Genomic DNA, 16,425 nt, shown 5'->3' with positions numbered 1-16,425 from the left:
GGGTCAACGCACCGGATGGCTGCCGTCGATGCGCAGTTCTACTGGATGTCGGCCAAGATTCCCAGCGACGAGTTCTTGCTCTATGCATTCGATGGTGTGCCAGCGGATTACGCGCATACCGTCGTCCAACTCTGTCGGCGGGCCAACGCCGAACCGGCGCTGACGATGCGAGTGCTAGACCGGGGCCCGTTGCGCTACCCGCAGTGGGTACCGATGGGCGTCACGCCTGAGCAGGTGGTGCGCCACGAGCGCGCCGAGCACAGCTGGGACGGCGTCCTGGCGACCGTCGCCGGCCTTGCCGACGATCAACTGGACGTTCGCGGGATGGCCTGGCGGCTGCACGTATTCACCCGGGTGCGAGGCATTCCGGGCGTCAGCGGGCCGGGAACCGTCGCGGTGCTGCAGGTCGCGCACGCACTGGCCGACGGCGCCCGCTCGGCGGCGATGGCGGCGTGGCTGTTCGGCCGGCCCGAGGCCCTGCCCGAGGTGCCCAGCCCGCGGCCGGGTTTTCTGCCCTGGCGTGCCGCCCAGGCGGCTCGCACCCATCGCCGGCTGGAGCGCGACATCCGCGCGGGCCTCCTGGCCTCCGGCGCCGGGCCGCGTCCGCTGCTGCCGACGAATGCGCGACCCGACGGCGTCCGCGCGGTACGCACGTTGGTGCGACACCGTTCGCAGCTGCCCGGTCCCACAGTCACCGTCGGCGTGCTGAGCGCCGTATCGCAGGCCCTCGCCGATCTGCTTGGTGAGCAATGCGATTCGTTGGGGGTCGAGGTGCCGATGGCCAAGCCCGGTAATCCGCGGGCGTACAACCACTTCGGCAACGTCGTGGTGGGGCTCTACCCCAAGCTCGCGCCGGACGCGCGCGCCGAGCGGATCGCGGCCGATTTGGCTAACGGCCGGCGCCGCTTCCAGCACCCGGCCACCCGGGCCGCCGACCGCGCGTTCGCGGCGGTGCCCGCCGGACTGCTGCGGTGGGGCATCGGGCAATTCGATGTGCAGGAGCGCGCGACGCAGGTGTCCGGCAACACCGTGGTGTCCAGCGTCAACCGTGGGGCGGCCGATCTGAACTTCGGCGGTCCCCGGGTGGTGCTGACGTCGGGATACCCTGCGCTGTCGCCGATGATGGGCCTGACGCACGGGGTGCACGGGATCGGTGACACAATCGCGATCAGCGTGCACGCGGCGGCGTCGGCCCTGCCCGATATCGATGCCTACCTGGCGCTGCTCGACGCTGCGTTGTAGCTATTGCGCATCGCCGGATCTGGCCGCTTCTTCGCGCGTCAGACCGACGGCGACAATCAGCTCTTCGTGTAGCTCGAACCACACCGTGTGGTAGGAGTCGATCAACGGCCGCGTCAGCCAGGTGGTCTCGCCCGCCCTCACTTTGTCCAGTGCCGCAGCCAGTTTCGCCGCGTAGGCGCTGAGCCGCGGCAGTTGTGCGGCGGCCGCCGCGATGATCGGCATCGTGCCGGCGTGCAGGTCGTCGAGGCGGGCCAACACCGCGGCGTCGTAGTCGGCGTCGTCGTGGGCGTTGGGAACGCCCTCCGGTCCGCCCTTGAGCTGCCAATCGGTCACGAGGCGTTTGAAATCGGCGTTGACGGCGCGGAAGTCGCCGTAGGCGGCGGCCATCGCGGCCGGATCGATGCCCTCGCGCTCCTCGGCGAGCAACGCCGCGAGCCGGTCGCTGCCGCTACCGGTGATCCGCAACGTCGCGCCTTCGGTCAGCAGCCCCGCAGCGGTCAACCGCTCGACGATGGGGGCGATGTCGCCAAGGTCCGCACTCAGCGTCGCGGCCAGGTCGGCAGGATTCACCCGGCCCTTGAGCCGAACCCCTTGCAGCACGGCCAATTCAGTCATGAGACGGACCCCGGTGCCAGGCGCAGCGCGGTCAGCATCACGATCAAGGGCGTCGCCGAAACCACGTCGGCATGCCCGCTGTCCAGCATGGCGCGCACCGCGGCCTCGGAGCTGTCGTCCAATCGCAGGTGCTCGCCCGCGGAGTGCGCACGCAGCGGGCTGATCCGCCGTGCGATGTCGGCCAGCTCGCGCAGTTCCGGCGTATCGTCTTCGGACCACGCCGACAGGCTCAGGTTGCCTTCGCGCACTTCGCCTTCGGCGCCGTCGACGGTGATGTGCTTGCCCGCCAGCGCTGCCGCGACTCCGTGGCCGCAGCCCACCACGGCCACCCGGCCCAGCTCGCGGCTCACCACCGCCGCATGGCTGGAGGCGCCGCCCACCTCGGTGACGATGCCCCGCGCGGCCAGCATGCCCGACACGTCTTCGGGCCGCGTGTGGTCGCGCACCAGGATCACCCGCTCGCCGCGGTCGACGGCGCGTAGCGCCTCGTCGACATCGATGTACGCCTTGCCTGAGGCCACCCCCGGGCATGCCGGTAATCCTTTGGCTAAAAGCGGTGCCGCTAAACGTATTTCGGGTTGCAGCGCGGGTTGCAGCAGGGTCTGCACATGCGCCGGGGTCACCCGCCGCAGCGTCTCCGCATCATCGATGAGTCCCTCGTGTCGCAGCTGCAGCGCCGAGCGCACCGCCGCCTGCGCCGAGCGCTCCGCCGCCCGGGTCTGCAACAACCACAGCTTGCCGTCCTCGACGGTGAACTCGATCTCCTGTATGTCGGAGTTCAGCCGCTCCAAGCCGCGGGCGGCATCGATCAGCTCGTCGTAGACGGCCGGCTGCTCCTCGCGCAAGGCAACGATCGGTTCGACGTCGACCGAGCCCGACGCCACGTCGTCGCCCTGGCCGCCGGGTAGCCATTCGCCGAACGGCTCGTTGTCGCCGGTGATCGGATTGCGTGAAAAGAACGCCCCGGCACCCGAATTGGGGCCGCGGTTGCCGAATACCATCGCCTGCACGACCACGGCGGTGCCGTGCTGATCGTCAATTCCGTAGTGGGCGCGATAGGCGACCGCACGCGGCGAATTCCACGAGGCGAACACCGCCTCGATGCCGGCGCGTAACTGCGCGTACGGGTCCGACGGCACCGACTCTTGTTCGCCGACGCCCACGATGCGCCGATACATTTCGGAGAACCGCCGGCGGGTGTCATGAGCAAAATCCGGGCTGCCGGCCGCCGCGAGCGCCTGCTCGACGGCATCGTTGATGCCGAGGTCCAGGATGGTGTCCATCATGCCCGGCATGGATTGGGTGGCTCCGGAGCGCACGCTGATCAATAGGGGGCGCGGGCCTCGCCCGAACGTGCGCGAGGTCTGTTCCTCCAGCCAGCGCGTCCGGTCGAGCACGTCGTCCCAGACGGCGTCCATGGTCGCCGCGGGGTCGGCGAGATACCGCAGGCCCACCGCGGTGGTGATGCAGAACGCCGGCGGCACCGGCAGGTTGTGCCGGCGCATCGCCTCGATGCCGTGGCCCTTATTGCCCAGCAGCTCCCGTGGGTGGCTCGATGTGCCATCCAGCAACACCACGGAGTGCTCGATAGGCGCAGACCCACGGCGGCTTGACGCATTGCGGTGGGCGCCGCCGCGTGCGGTGCCAGCCGTGGTGCACCCCCTTGGTGGTGTTGCTACTGATCGGGCCGACGTCGGAACGCCCGCTATATTCCCACACGTACCAGCGGATAAAGCGACGTAGCTGCTCGGCGGCTCTTGTCTTGACCACCCGCCCCCATGATCTAGGTTTACAGTTATGACTTCATATGACACGTTCCATGACGTCGGAGTACTGATCCTGCGGCTGGTGTTGGGCGTGACTTTGGCCGCGCATGGCTACAACAAGTTCTTCGGCGGTGGCCGCATCCCGGGCACCGCCCGCTGGTTCGAGAGCATCGGCATGAGGCCCGGCAAGTTCCACGCCACCGTGGCGGCGACCACGGAAATGGCCGCTGGCCTCGGCCTGGCCGCCGGGTTTCTGACCCCGATCCCGGCGGCGGGCTTCGTCTCGCTGATGCTGGTCGCGGCCTGGACGGTGCACCGCGCCAACGGCTTCTTCATCGTCAAGGAGGGCTGGGAATACAACCTGGTGCTGGCGGTCAGCGCCGTGGGCGTGGCCACGCTGGGCGCGGGCAAGTTCAGCCTGGACTACCTGGTATTCGGGAAGAACTGGATGGACGGCTGGCACGGGCTCCTGATCTCGCTGGTGCTCGGCTTGGCCGGGGCCATCGGCCAGCTGGTGATCTTCTACCGCCCGCCGGCCAAGCAGGCCGGTTAATTACGGGGCGGGTCGGGTCTCCGCGAGATCGACATTGGCGCGAACTTGTGCGAGTGAGCGTCACGCTGGCGTCGATTTCGGGGCAAAGGACGCCTCGGGGTCATCCGCAAGTTGGATACGCGACGGCCTCGTCCGGATGCTCCATTGCTGAGGTCTGCATACCCGCCATCACGGGTTCTTTGTGCTCGAGCCGACGGTCAGTACATTCAATTGCCGAGATTTGCGTGTGACGTCGTGAGCCAGCAAGCTTGCCTCGCAACACCTTCGCCGGCACAACCTTGAGCAGCGTCGCAAGCGTCAACAGCGCCCCAGCAGCCATCGCAGCGAAGATGACCTCACCTACGAATGCGTAGACAATGTATTCTGCATTCATGACCCTAAACTGTAGGGACATTATCGCTGGGTCGCCGATTCTCTTTCCTTCGCAACTTATTTGGAATGTTTTCTTTATTTTTGCAAGTGCGACTCACACCGCCGGGTAGATAGCTTTTGCATCGGCTCTGTTGGTGTGGGCCGGCTTGCCGCCGATCTCGCCCCCTGTGGCGTGCTGATCGAACCCATGCAAAAGTGGCGCAAGCCGTTTGGCTACGCGACCGCTGTCGTCTCGGCTGCGGCCACCTCGGCCGCGGCGCGCTCTCCGGAGCGAATCGCGCCGTCGATCCACCCGCACATGACGGCCGAGCTTTCGGTACCGGCCCAATGGATGCGGCCACAGGGCTCGCGCAGGGTATAGCCGAATTCGGTCAGTACGCCGGTAGGGGCGTGGCCGATCATTCCACCGCCGGAATAGCGGTCCACGGTCCAGTTCTGTTCGTGGAATTCCAAGGGCGCTTTGGCTTTGCTGCCGAATCGGTCGACGAGTTCGCCGACGATCACCGCTTTGCGCTCGGCCTCGTCGAGTTTTGTCAGCCGCCGCGCCGCGGATCCCTCGGTGATGACGCACATGATGCCCGGATCCCCGGTATCCGTGCAGGCGTCGATGGTCAGGGTGGCCGGGGAGTTCGGCGCGGCGGATTGGCCGGACAGTCCGTCGGCGCGCCAGAAGGGCTCGTCGTAGATGATCGAGATTTTGACAACCGCGCCGCTTGGCATGCGCTGGTGCAGGAATGCTCGGTCTACCGGGAGCATCGGCTCATAGACGATCGAGGTGGCGATCGCCAGCGGGATCGCGACAATGACTCGACGCGCCCGCACCGTCACATCGGCCGCGTCGATTGTCACACCGTCGGCATCCTGAGTGATCTGCCGGACCGGCTGCGAAAGGTGCAGCGCCTCACCCAGTTCGGCCACAATCGGGCGGTGGAGTGCGCCCATCCCACCAACCGGGCGGGCATCCTGGGAGCCGCCCTTGCCCGAGATCGCGAAGGTGAGTCCGCCCGCGGAGGCCGTCTGCAGCAGCCCCCATAGCAACGACGTCTCCGACCCCGCCGAGGTGTAGAGGCCGGCGAAGGCCATCTCCAGCATCTCGGCGGCGTCCTTGGACATGGACTTCTTGTGGATCCATTCCCCAATGCTGATGCGGTCCCACTCCTGGGCCTTCTTTGCGTCCCAAGGGGCTTCGCGCGGAATCTCTTTGCACATCTTCTCGATGGCGGCCAAACCGAACCCAAGGTTGGCAACAGCCCACGGGCTCACCGTCCATGGGATGGTGCCGCCGTAGCGGTGTTTTTTGCCACCGACGATCATCAAGGCATCGCCGTCGTTGTGCTGCTTGTACTCCGGCACGCCGAACTCGTTCATCAGCGCGTAGATGCGGTCCTGGCCCGGCCCGATCCAGGCGCCGCCGCGATCGATCCACGTACCGTCCGCTCGGGTCGCGGTGAAGGTCCGGCCACCGACCCGATCCCGCGCCTCCAGCAAGGCCACCGAATGCCCCGCCTGTTTGAGCCGCAAAGCGGCCGTCAACCCCGCGAATCCCGCTCCGACCACGCAGAAATCGACCTCAGACACGCCTGGCTCCTCAACCTCGCCCACCCCAGCAGCAAACTACACCGACCGGATGCCGGCAGTGGCCGGTTAACGCAGATTTCCGGGGGCGTTCGCGAGCCCGCGACCCGGCGTGTGCTGGCGTGTGCGCGGCGAGCACCTGAAAGGATCTGGCGCACAGGCTAATCGGGCATAGGTGGAGCGGCACGACCTTCGGCGGCCAACGCGATCGCGGCGACGGCGGCAACCATTGCCAGTACGAGGGACCGAGGCCTGCTCGCAACAAATATCCCCGCACGCGCGCGCCGAGCGGTATCGGCGCAAAAGGCGCAGGCAGAGATTTCTTGTCCAAGGTTGCAGTACGCATCCCTAGAACACGTTCTAGTCTGTGAAACCATGGGATTTCTGAAGCCCGAGCTGCCGCAGCTCGACATGGCCGAATGGAACAAGGGCACCCGTAGCGACAAGATCCGGCCGATGGCCAAGCACTGGGCCGAGGTGGGCTTCGGCACGCCGGTCGTGCTGCATCTGTTCTATGTGGTGAAAATCTTGCTCTACATCCTCGGCGCGTGGCTGTTCGCGTCCGCCACCAGCGGCCTCGGCGGGTTCACGCGCGTCGCGTCGTGGTGGTCGGAGCCGATCGTCTTCGAGAAGGTCGTGCTTTTCACGATGCTCTTCGAGGTGATCGGGCTGGGTTGCGGCTTCGGGCCGTTGAACAACCGGTTCTTCCCGCCGATGGGCTCGATTTTGTACTGGATGCGCTTCGGCACCATCCGGCTGCCACCGTGGCCGGATCGGGTCCCGCTCACCAAGGGCACCAAGCGCAAGCCGGTCGACGTCGCGCTGTACGGGCTCTTCCTTTTGGTGACCCTGGCGGCGCTGTTCGCCGACGGCACCGGACCGATACCAGAAGTGGGCACCACGATCGGGCTGCTGCCCGCGTGGAAGATCGTGTTGATCCTGCTGCTCTTGGCGGTGGTCGGCTTGCGCGACAAGGTGATCTTCCTGGCCGCCCGTGGCGAGGTCTACGCGACCATGGCGGTGACGTTCCTGTTCGCCGCGCCGGACATGATCGTCGGGTCCAAGGTGGTGTTCCTGGTGATCTGGACGGGCGCCGCCACATCCAAGCTCAACAAACACTTTCCGTTCGTCATCTCCACGATGATGTCCAACAACCCATTGGTGCGGCCCCGCTGGCTGAAACGGCGCTTCTTCGAGAACTTCCCGGATGATCTGCGGCCCGGACGGCTGTCGCGGTGGCTGGCGCACCTGAGCACCGCCATCGAGATGTTGGTGCCGCTACCGCTGTTCTTCTGTCACGGCGGCTGGCCCGTCACCATCGCCGCCATCGCGATGGTCTGTTTCCACCTGGGGATCCTGGTCTCGATCCCGATGGGCGTGCCGCTGGAGTGGAACGTTTTCATGATCTTCGGTGTGTTGTCGTTGTTCGTCGCGCACACCCACATCGGGCTGCGCGACCTGATGCACCCGGTGGTGGTGGCCGTCCTGTTCGTCATCATCGCGGGAATCGTCGTGTTGGGCAACATGTTTCCGCGCAAGATCTCATTCCTACCGGGGATGCGTTACTACGCCGGCAATTGGGATACCACCCTGTGGTGCATCAAAGCATCGGCCAACGACAAGATCGGCAGGGGCATCGTGGCGATCGCCAGCATGCCGCAGGCCCAGCTGGAGCGGTTCTACGGCAGCCCCGAGGCGGCCCAGATACCCATCTACATGGGATATGCGTTCCGCGGCTTCAACACTCACGGCCGTGCGCTGTTCACGCTGGCGCACCGCGCCATGGCCGGGCAGAACGAGGACGACTACGTCATCACCGACGGCGAGCGGATCTGCAGCACCGCCATCGGCTGGAACTTCGGCGACGGCCACATGCACAACGAGCAACTGATCGCCGCCCTGCAGGAGCGCTGCCACTTCGAGCCGGGCGAGGTCCGAGTGGTTCTGCTTGACGCGCAACCGATTCACAAGCAGACCCAGGAGTACCGGTTGGTCGACGCGGCGACCGGTGAATTCGAGCGCGGCGTCGTCAAGGTAGCCGACATGGTTGTCCGCCAACCGTGGGCCGATGACGTTCCGATCGAACTGGTTTCGGACCCCACACCGAAAGTCACGCCAGAGTGACGTGGAGCCCGAGTGCAACGCTGGGGTGACGCTCGCGCCCCACTGCAAGGGCTAGACCCCCGCCCGGACCTCCTGGGCGGCGGCAACCATGTTCTTCAGCGACGCGCTCACCTCATCGGAGTTGCGGGTCTTCAACCCGCAATCGGGGTTGACCCACAGCCGCTCGGCGGGCACCGCCCGCAACGCCGCGCGCAGAGACTCGGCCATTTCGCCCGTGCTCGGCACCCGCGGCGAATGGATGTCGTAGACGCCCGGGCCCACGCTGTTGGAGAAGCCGATCGAGTTCAGGTCGTCCAGCACCTCCATGTGTGAGCGCGCCGCCTCGATGGACGTCACGTCGGCGTCCAGATCGGCGATGGCTCCGATCACCTCACCGAATTCCGAGTAGCACAGGTGGGTGTGGATCTGGGTGGAGTCCGCAACGCCCGAGGTGGCCAAGCGGAAAGACCCTACGGCCCAAAGTAAGTAGTCCTCCTGATCGGCACGTCGCAGCGGTAGCAGCTCGCGCAGCGCGGGCTCGTCGACCTGGATGACGGCAATTCCGGCGCCCTGCAGATCCACGGTCTCGTCGCGGATCGCCAGCGCCACCTGGTTGGCGGTGTCGGCCAGCGGTTGATCGTCCCGGACGAACGACCACGCCAGGATTGTCACCGGCCCCGTCAGCATGCCCTTGACCGGCTTGTCGGTCAGCGACTGCGCGTACTTCGCCCACCCCACCGTCATCGGGTGCTGGCGGATCACGTCGCCGAAGAGCACCGGCGGGCGCACGCAGCGGCTGCCGTAGGACTGCACCCAGCCGTTCTTGGTCGCGAAGAATCCGTCCAGCTGCTCGGCGAAGTACTGCACCATGTCATTGCGCTCCGGCTCGCCGTGCACCAGCACGTCAATCCCGAGGCTCTCCTGCAACTTGATGACGTCGGCGATCTCCTGCTTCATCCGCCTCTGGTACTCGGCCTCGTCGATCTCTCCGGCGACCAGCGCGGCGCGCGCCTTGCGAATCTCGACAGTCTGCGGAAACGACCCGATGGTGGTGGTCGGCAGCGGCGGCAGCTGCAGCCGCGCCTCCTGGCTGGTGCGGCGCTGGGCCGGGTCACCCCGGTGCGTACCCGACGCGACGATCGAGTCGATGCGGGCCCGGATGCGGTCGTTGTGCAGGCGCGGGTCGCTCTTGCGGGACGCCACCGCGGCGTTCGACGCAGCGATCTCGTCGGCGACCGCGTCGCGGCCCTCGTTCAGTGCGCGGGCGAGCGTCACCACCTCGACGACCTTCTCCCGTCCGAACGCCAGCCAGCTGCGCAGCGCGTCATCCAAGCCGGTCTCGGGCTCCAGCGAGTACGGCACATGCAGCGTCGAGCAGGACGTCGAGACCGCCACATGGGCCGCCGAACCCGATAGCGCGGCCAGCTTGCCCAGCGCAGATTCCAGGTCGGTGCGCCAGATGTTGCGCCCGTCCACGACACCGGCCACCACGGTCTTGCCGGCCAGCTCTGGCACCGCCGCCACCGCCGTGTCCGCCCCATAGACCAGATCGACACCGATCGCCTCGACGGGGGTGCGGGCCAGCCCGGCCAGGGAGGCGCCGGGGTCGCCGAAGTAGGTGGCGACGTAGATGGCGGGTCGGTTGCTCACTTTGCCCAGCGCGTTGTAGACCGCTTCGGCCAGTGCCGGCGCGTCGGGGGAGATGTCGGTCACCAGAGCGGGCTCGTCGATCTGCACCCACTGCGCGCCGTTGTCGGCGAGCAGTGACAGCAGCTGGGAATAAATCGGCACCAGTTCCTCCAGGCGCTCGATCGGCGCGCCGCCGCCATTGACGGCCTTGCTCAGCAGCAGGAACGTGATCGGCCCGATGATCACCGGGCGCGCCGGAATACCTTGCCCGAGAGCCTCTTTCAGTTCCGATAGCACCTTGTCCGGGTTCAGCGCGAATTCCGTCGCGGGCTCGATCTCGGGAACGATGTAGTGGTAGTTGGTGTCGAACCACTTGGTCATCTCCAACGGTGCGACGTCTTTGTTGCCGCGCGCCGCGGCGAAGTAGCGGTCCAGGTCGTCGGGAACCTGCGCGGCGCCGACCGGCAGCGCACCCAGCATGACCGCGGTATCGAGCACCTGGTCGTAATAGGAGAAGGTGTTCACCGGGACCGAGTCCAGGCCGGCGTCGGCCAGACCCTTCCAGGTAGCGCGGCGCAGGGTGGCGGCAACCTTCTCCAGATCGGCGCGGCTGGTGCGCCCGGCCCAGTAGCCCTCGGTGGCGCGCTTGAGTTCGCGCTTCGGACCGATGCGTGGCGAGCCGACAACCGTTGCGGTGAATGCTTGAGGGGTCACGATATTCGTCCTTCAATCGGCGTGGTGGTCACCGCCGGCGGACGTGCAGCCGATCCGATAGCGGTGCGTACCCAGGTACCAACCGCAACGGCTGCAGCCTAACGCCCATTCCACGAGGCGATGAGCCGCCGGGCGCGGCGCGCCCGGCACAGCCGGCAGGTCTCCGGACTCGCAGGCGTGCACCGGGCGGTGCTCCTAATGGCCGTCGCTTCCCAGTCTCGCGACCAGTGCTTGCCAAAAACTCTGACGGCGGTCGTTCCTGCATACCGTTGCGGGACAGTCCCGGATTCTCACCGGGTTCCCTCTTACGAAGCGTTACTAACGTTGCCTCGCTCGATGCCCGCGCCGCGGTCGCGGCGCAAGCAGACCAGCTGCAAGAAGCAGCTTAGTCAGTGCGCCAACGCCTCTGCGATCGGGATGTCGCCGTTGTTGAATTCGATGGTCCGCCTGATGGTCGAATCGTCGGCCAGTACGGCGGCCGCGACGAGGGCGACGTCCGCGCGGGACACCTCACCTTTGCCGCGGCCGACGACAATCCGGCCGGTCGCCGGTTCCAGCGTGAGCCGGCCGGGGCCCAGCACCGTCCAGTCCAGGTCGCTGTCGCGCAGGTGGGCATCGGCCGCGGCCTTGGCCTCGGCGTAGGCGAAGAACGGATCGTCCTGCGGTACACCATGATCCGGGCCGGCGCCGAAGTAGGACACCATCACGAACCGCTTGACGCCCGCTTGTGCGGCGGCGTCGATCACGCGTATTGCGGCGTCCCGGTCGACCGCATAGGTCCGCTCAGGATTGCCGCCGCCCGCCCCGGCCGAGAAGACGATCGCGTCGTGTCCGGTCACTAAATCCGCCAGGGCGTTCGTGTCGAGCCGTTCGATGTCGGCCACCACCGGCGTGGCGCCGGTGGCGGCGACATCGTCGGATTGATCGGGATTGCGGAAGACGGAGCTCACCTGGTCGCTGCCCTGGGTTAGGTCGCGAGCCAGCCGCAGTGCGACCTTGCCGTGTCCGCCGAAGACGATGATGCGTGCCATGTCTGAAGACGGTAGCGCTCGCTAGAGCTTTACCCGTCCCATGATGATGTCGATGATGGGCTTGCCCGGCGGGTAGGCGTTGGTGAGCGAGGCCATCGTGTGTCCGTAGTCGACCAACAGCGTGATGCCGCTGACGCCGAAGGCGGCGGCGCTGTTCAGGAACGCCATCACGTCGCCCATTTGCTCCGGGGTGTGCACCTTGGAGCCGGTCTCGTCGCGGTAATCCTGGGCGAAGGTCAGCCACAGGTCGGCGTTGGACTGGGCCAGCGGGGTATCGGTGGGACCCGGGCAGATCGCGTTGATCCGAATCCCCTTCTTCAGCAGAGGGTAGCCCTGGGTCGCGACGTAGGCGTTGACGACCTTCTTGGAGAAGCCGTAGTGAATGATGCCCTCGGCTTCGTGCGCCTTGACCCACTCTTGGGCCGACGCGAAGTCCGGCGTGGCCAGGAACTCGTTCAGCAAGTCCAGGTCGTTCTCCCAGCCCATACCGGCGACCGAGGAGATGAAGCAGATCGCCGAGCCCGACGGAAGCTGGTTGCGCTCCAGCAGGCGCTCGATGAGGTGCCGGTGGCCGAGGAAGTTGATCGCCATCAGATCGGTGGTTCCGTCGGCGATACCGGCGGCGGAGAACACGGCGTGGATCGGGCCGTCCAGCTGTTCGATGGCGGCGTCGATCGACGCGGTGTCGCGCAGGTCGACCTGGATGGACTTGGCGACGTCGTACGTCACCGGCGCATAGTCCATCACGATGACTTCGGCGCCCAGCTCGGCCGCTGACTTGGCCGCCGCGGCGCCCATGCCAGTCGCGCCACCGACGATGAGAGCGCGCTTGCCGTCGTAGCGCAACCGATCGACAATGGTCATGGAAATCCCCTTCTCGGATAATGCCAATGCGGTTCTAACTGCTCAACTGTATGGGTAACAGTTATTTGGTTCAATACCGGGGCCGGTTAAATGAGATCTACTCGCCGCGGACCGCGACGCCCCGCAGAACGGTGTCGCGAGCGTGTACCAGACCCGCGCGGGTGCCGATGTCTTGAAGGATGTTCTCCGGGATCCACTGCAGGCCGACGACACAGCGGGACAACATCGCGGTGGACGGTGCGTCGACATTTATCTCGCCCGACCGGATGCCCTCGGAAAGAAGCGTTTTCATCTGCCGCAGCCGCGTGGCATAGAGCCAGCCGGGGTTGGGCGTGTCGGGGGGCGATTGGCGCATCCAGGCCAGCTGAATCCTGAACTCGTCGGAAAACCGGTCGAGCGCATTGACGTTGACCCAGCTCAACGCGTCCAGCTTTTCGATCGGTGTGGCATCCGAGCGCAGGACGCTGACCCAGCCCGCCTCGACCTTCCTGCCGAACGATTCCATGATCGATGCGAGGAGTTCGTCCTTGGACCCGATCACGCGATACACCGTTCCGGTGCCGAGACCGGCCGCCGAGGCGATGTCCCTGATGGTGGTTACTTCGTATCCTTTGCGGCCGAATTCGGCTCGTGCCACCGCACGCACCGCTGCCGCCTTGTCGCTCGGGTCCGCATCGCTGTCGTCGGACCAGGTCGCGATGACGTCGTTGGCGGCGGTGAAGGCCTTCGACCGGTCCAGTGTCAAGTCGCTTGGGGATCGAGTTGCTAAGCCTTCCAGGATGATTCGGCACAGCAGTCGGGCCACCTGGTCGGCGGCGGACTTGTGGCGCATGACATCGAGCCCGACCTGCAGCATGGTTTGGCAGATCCGGTCGGCCAACGTGGGAAGGTCGATGTCGGGTTTGACGTAACCACTCCAGCGGGCGGCGCGCAGCGTCTGCAGCATCGCCTCCTGAATCGCCACGGGCCGTTGCTGTGTCAGCTTGATCAGCTCCGGATCCGTACTCGGTCCCTCATAGAACGACATCTGCAAAGCGGCGCGATGTTCGACGGCGCAGTCGGCGATTGCCGACCCGAGTTCGATGATCTGTTCGGCGACCGGGCGGGAGTCGGGTTCGTCCAATCTCGCCTGGGCGGAGAGCCCGATGCGCTCCAGGTCGTCCTGGTAGCGGCGGATCAACTCGACGAGGATGGCCTCTTTGGACTCGAAATGGTGATACAGGCTGCCGGGAAGAATGCCTGCGGCATCGGCGATCTCCTGCAGCGACGTCCGCAATCCCGACGATGCGATCAACGACGCGGCGGTGGCCAGGATCTCGACGCGGCGCGTCGGAGAATCAGCTGTGCTGCTGGCCCGCAGTGACTCGGCCTTCGCCATGGTTAGCGGGGTGCAAATCTGGACGACTGCGCGCTGGCGAACATTCGCATTCGTCCTCTCTTGCCGAACCAAATCTTTGTTAGAGGCTATCAGACTGGGCGCGATGAATGCGCTGCACAAAGCGGTGAAAGCCCCATTCTAGAGCGCCGGGCCGTCCCAGCGGTCACGCGCAACCACTTCCTCGAGCGGCCGCCGGCCGGCGACAGGCAGTCGCGGATGTCGTCGAGGTCGATCGGCGCATTGAGGTCGAGCGATTTGCGTGCCGAAGGGGTGGCGGTGAGCAGGTACTCGGTCTCCATCACTGACGGCCTCTCTTGGCAAGGCGCGCACCGAGTTCGGTGAGGTAGCCATCCGGACTGCCGAGAAACGCGCTCCAGCTCAGCAGGCGCTTGAGATACAGGTGAGCATCGTGCTCCCAGGTGTAGCCGATCCCACCGAACACCTGGATGGCGGTGTCGGCAACGGTGGCCAGTCGTCCGGCGAACGCCTTGGCCCGCAGCGCGGCAAGATGGCGCTCTTCGCCGGATTGACCATCGGCTCCCGGGAATGCGTCGCTGACCCACAACGCGTGGATCACACCGCTGCGGGCCAGCTCGACCGTCTCGAACATGTCCACACACAAATGCTGGACGGCCTGGAAGGAGCCGATCGGCTGACCGATTTGTGTTCTGCTTTTTGCGTATTCGACCGCGAGGTCCATGATGGCGCGCGCGGCGCCGAGCGCGTCGGCCGCGGTGGCGATCAGCACGTCGTCGATCACCGCCGCCAGGTCGCCTGCGGATGCCGGTGCGAGTCGTTGCGCGGGTGCCGCGTCGAACGTGACGCGGAAGTGCTTGCGGGTTGGATCGATGCCGTGCTCGGCCGCGACCGAAACCCCCGACGAGCCGGCCCGCACCGCGAAAAGCGCAGTGTCGTCGGTATCTTCAGCGGCCACCACCAGAACATCGGCGGCCGCGGCGTCGGGCACCGCGGCGATCTCGCCGTGCACCGTGATCGCGTCATCGTTGCGGTTCGCGGTGACCGAGGCGTGCGCTGAATCCGGGAAGCAGACGGCGGCCACCGTGGTGCCGTCCGCGATGCCGCCCAACAACTTCGGTGCGATGTCATTGTCTCCCAGCCGGGTCAGCGCCCGCGTGGCGGCCACCGCGGTCGACAACCACGGCCCCGGATGCAGCGCGGCACCCAGCTCTTCGGCGACGATGCCTGCCTCGACCATCGTCATGCCGGCGCCGCCGTACTCCTCCGGCACCAACAGGCCGGTGGTTCCAAGCTCGGCGAGGCCGCGCCAAACCGTCTCGTCCGTTCCGGTCGGATCGTCGAGCAACGCCCGGACATGTTGCGAAATCGGTGCCTTCTCAGCGAGGAAGCGCCGGGTGGTGTCGCGCAGCGCCACCTGCTCGTCGGTGAGTTCAAGGTTCATTTTCGCGGCAGCCCAAGCACTCGCTGCGCGGTGATGTTCTTGTTGATCTGCGTGGTACCGCCCGCGATGGTCAGCGACCGCGACGTCAGACGGTAGTTCGCCCACGGCGCGCCCGCGGCCTGGCTGCCGAGAAGGTCGAAGGCCAGTGCCGCCAGGTCCTGGCCGATCTCGCCCCACACGGTCTTCGCGAGGCTGGCCGACCCGAGCGCATCACCGCCGTGCAGCGTCGCCGAGATCGACCGCTGGCACAGGACCTCGAGATACTTGATGCGGACCGCGATTTCGCCTAGGCGCCGCAGCGTCACTGGATCGTCCAGCGCGCCGGTGTCGGCGGCGGCGAGGTCGTTGACCAGCTCTTCGAGCCGGGCCTGCATCTCCGCGTACAGCCTGGCGGCCCCGGCGCGCTCGTGGCTGAGCGTCGTGGTGGCCACCTGCCAGCCCGCATTGAGCGGACCCAGCAACGCGTCGGCCGGCACCCGCACGTCGTGAAAGAACACCTCGGCGAAGTCGGCGTCACCGTTGAGTGTGACCAGCGGGCGGACTTCGATGCCGGGCAGCGTCATGTCGACGATCAGGCAGGAGATCCCCTTGTGCTTGGGCGCGTCGGGATCGGTGCGAACGTAGAGCTGGCACCAGTCGGCCCGATGCCCCAGCGAGGTCCAGATCTTCTGGCCGTTGACGACGAAGTCGTCACCGTCTCGCACGGCGCGGGTACGCAGCGCCGCGAGATCGGACCCCGCCTCGGGCTCCGACATTCCCTGACACCAGATGTCGTCGGCGCGCATCATGCGGGGGAGCAGGGTGAGCTTCTGGGACTCGCTGCCGTACTGCATGATGGCCGGGGCGATGTTGTTCAGCCCAATCACGTTGAGCGGCATAGGAGCTCGAGCGCGGGTGGTCTCTTCGGTGTAGACCAGCTGCTCGAGCACCGTTGCCCCGCGCCCACCGTACTCGGGGGGCCAGGACACGGCGGCCCATCCCGCGTCGGCCATCGTCGCGTTCCATGCGCGCAGCATCTCGAACGCGGCGTCGTCGCGGCCGGTGGGCCGGCGGGCCGCCACCAGCTCGTCGGTCAGGTTCTCCTCGAGCCAGTCCCGCAGCTCGCTGCGGAACTGTTCCACTTCCGCCGGGTATGAAAAGTCCACGTTCCTCTGTCTTCAGCG

The 16,425-nt window shown here is 66.5% G+C and carries 13 protein-coding genes and 1 riboswitch; of the genes, 3 read left to right on the top strand and 10 right to left on the bottom strand.

Annotated features, from left to right (window positions below; all coding sequences use genetic code 11):
- Positions 1-15 precede the first annotated feature (15 nt).
- Complete coding sequence (locus tag VFW69_RS01390) at positions 16-1,242, top strand: WS/DGAT/MGAT family O-acyltransferase (RefSeq protein ID WP_526497390.1); 1,227 nt, start codon at positions 16-18, stop codon at positions 1,240-1,242.
- Here VFW69_RS01390 and VFW69_RS01385 read toward each other — a convergent pair whose 3' ends face one another.
- Together VFW69_RS01385 and VFW69_RS01380 are read right to left on the bottom strand one after the other, a co-directional pair.
- Complete coding sequence (locus VFW69_RS01385; RefSeq protein ID WP_526497388.1) at positions 1,243-1,857, bottom strand: MarR family transcriptional regulator; 615 nt, start codon at positions 1,855-1,857, stop codon at positions 1,243-1,245.
- The gene (locus VFW69_RS01380; protein WP_526497477.1) at positions 1,854-3,446 is read right to left on the bottom strand and encodes a pyruvate, phosphate dikinase; all 1,593 of its coding nucleotides are present in this window, start codon (positions 3,444-3,446) and stop codon (positions 1,854-1,856) included. Before VFW69_RS01380 ends, VFW69_RS01385 begins: the two co-directional genes overlap by 4 nt.
- A 208-nt stretch (positions 3,447-3,654) precedes the next feature.
- On the opposite strand from VFW69_RS01380, the gene VFW69_RS01375 reads away from it, so the two are divergent.
- Positions 3,655-4,176 carry a DoxX family protein gene (locus tag VFW69_RS01375; protein ID WP_526497386.1) on the top strand — a complete coding sequence of 174 codons (522 nt, stop codon included), beginning with the start codon at positions 3,655-3,657 and terminating at the stop codon, positions 4,174-4,176.
- Positions 4,177-4,276: 100 nt separating this feature from the next.
- Here VFW69_RS01375 and VFW69_RS01370 read toward each other — a convergent pair whose 3' ends face one another.
- Together VFW69_RS01370 and VFW69_RS01365 are read right to left on the bottom strand one after the other, a co-directional pair.
- Entirely contained in the window at positions 4,277-4,549 is a 273-nt protein-coding gene (locus VFW69_RS01370) for a hypothetical protein (protein ID WP_526497384.1), read from the bottom strand.
- A 212-nt stretch (positions 4,550-4,761) separates the two neighbouring features.
- The gene (locus VFW69_RS01365; RefSeq protein WP_526497382.1) at positions 4,762-6,126 is read right to left on the bottom strand and encodes a flavin monoamine oxidase family protein; all 1,365 of its coding nucleotides are present in this window, start codon (positions 6,124-6,126) and stop codon (positions 4,762-4,764) included.
- A 372-nt stretch (positions 6,127-6,498) separates the two neighbouring features.
- Here VFW69_RS01365 and VFW69_RS01360 point away from each other — a divergent pair, with 372 nt between their 5' ends.
- Entirely contained in the window at positions 6,499-8,247 is a 1,749-nt protein-coding gene (locus VFW69_RS01360) for a DUF3556 domain-containing protein (RefSeq protein ID WP_526497380.1), read from the top strand.
- A 51-nt stretch (positions 8,248-8,298) separates the two neighbouring features.
- On the opposite strand, the gene metE is transcribed toward VFW69_RS01360, so the two are convergent.
- From metE to VFW69_RS01330, 6 genes are all read right to left on the bottom strand, one after another.
- Positions 8,299-10,569 (bottom strand): 5-methyltetrahydropteroyltriglutamate--homocysteine S-methyltransferase, encoded by a 2,271-nt coding sequence (metE, locus tag VFW69_RS01355; protein ID WP_526497378.1) that lies wholly within the window; start codon positions 10,567-10,569, stop codon positions 8,299-8,301.
- Between the two features lie 137 nt (positions 10,570-10,706).
- Positions 10,707-10,907, bottom strand: a riboswitch (cobalamin riboswitch).
- Positions 10,908-10,958: 51 nt separating this feature from the next.
- Positions 10,959-11,600, bottom strand: a complete 642-nt coding sequence (locus VFW69_RS01350; protein WP_526497376.1) for an NAD(P)H-binding protein — start codon at positions 11,598-11,600, stop codon at positions 10,959-10,961.
- 21 nt (positions 11,601-11,621) lie between these two features.
- Positions 11,622-12,464: an SDR family oxidoreductase gene (locus tag VFW69_RS01345; protein ID WP_526497374.1), complete on the bottom strand. Its 843-nt coding sequence runs from the start codon at positions 12,462-12,464 to the stop codon at positions 11,622-11,624.
- A 97-nt stretch (positions 12,465-12,561) separates the two neighbouring features.
- Complete coding sequence (locus VFW69_RS01340; protein ID WP_526497372.1) at positions 12,562-13,842, bottom strand: TetR/AcrR family transcriptional regulator; 1,281 nt, start codon at positions 13,840-13,842, stop codon at positions 12,562-12,564.
- A gap of 298 nt (positions 13,843-14,140) precedes the next feature.
- Positions 14,141-15,262 (bottom strand): acyl-CoA dehydrogenase family protein, encoded by a 1,122-nt coding sequence (locus VFW69_RS01335; protein WP_526497370.1) that lies wholly within the window; start codon positions 15,260-15,262, stop codon positions 14,141-14,143.
- Entirely contained in the window at positions 15,259-16,407 is a 1,149-nt protein-coding gene (locus VFW69_RS01330) for an acyl-CoA dehydrogenase family protein (protein ID WP_526497368.1), read from the bottom strand. Before VFW69_RS01330 ends, VFW69_RS01335 begins: the two co-directional genes overlap by 4 nt.
- Positions 16,408-16,425: the final 18 nt, after the last annotated feature.

This window comes from Mycobacterium sp. (assembly GCF_036273375.1).
GTDB lineage: Bacteria > Actinomycetota > Actinomycetes > Mycobacteriales > Mycobacteriaceae > Mycobacterium.
The sequence above is the reverse complement of the archived record's forward strand: the minus strand, read 5'-3'. Positions and strand labels throughout refer to the sequence as shown.

Coding starts and splice junctions, on each gene's coding strand:
- VFW69_RS01375 (WP_526497386.1), top strand. CDS start 3,655: ATGACTTCATATGACACGTTCCATGACGTCGGAGTACTGATCCTGCGG.
- VFW69_RS01385 (WP_526497388.1), bottom strand. CDS start 1,857: ATGACTGAATTGGCCGTGCTGCAAGGGGTTCGGCTCAAGGGCCGGGTG.
- VFW69_RS01350 (WP_526497376.1), bottom strand. CDS start 11,600: ATGGCACGCATCATCGTCTTCGGCGGACACGGCAAGGTCGCACTGCGG.
- VFW69_RS01345 (WP_526497374.1), bottom strand. CDS start 12,464: ATGACCATTGTCGATCGGTTGCGCTACGACGGCAAGCGCGCTCTCATC.
- VFW69_RS01360 (WP_526497380.1), top strand. CDS start 6,499: ATGGGATTTCTGAAGCCCGAGCTGCCGCAGCTCGACATGGCCGAATGG.
- VFW69_RS01370 (WP_526497384.1), bottom strand. CDS start 4,549: ATGAATGCAGAATACATTGTCTACGCATTCGTAGGTGAGGTCATCTTC.
- VFW69_RS01340 (WP_526497372.1), bottom strand. CDS start 13,842: ATGGCGAAGGCCGAGTCACTGCGGGCCAGCAGCACAGCTGATTCTCCG.
- VFW69_RS01335 (WP_526497370.1), bottom strand. CDS start 15,262: ATGAACCTTGAACTCACCGACGAGCAGGTGGCGCTGCGCGACACCACC.
- VFW69_RS01390 (WP_526497390.1), top strand. CDS start 16: ATGGCTGCCGTCGATGCGCAGTTCTACTGGATGTCGGCCAAGATTCCC.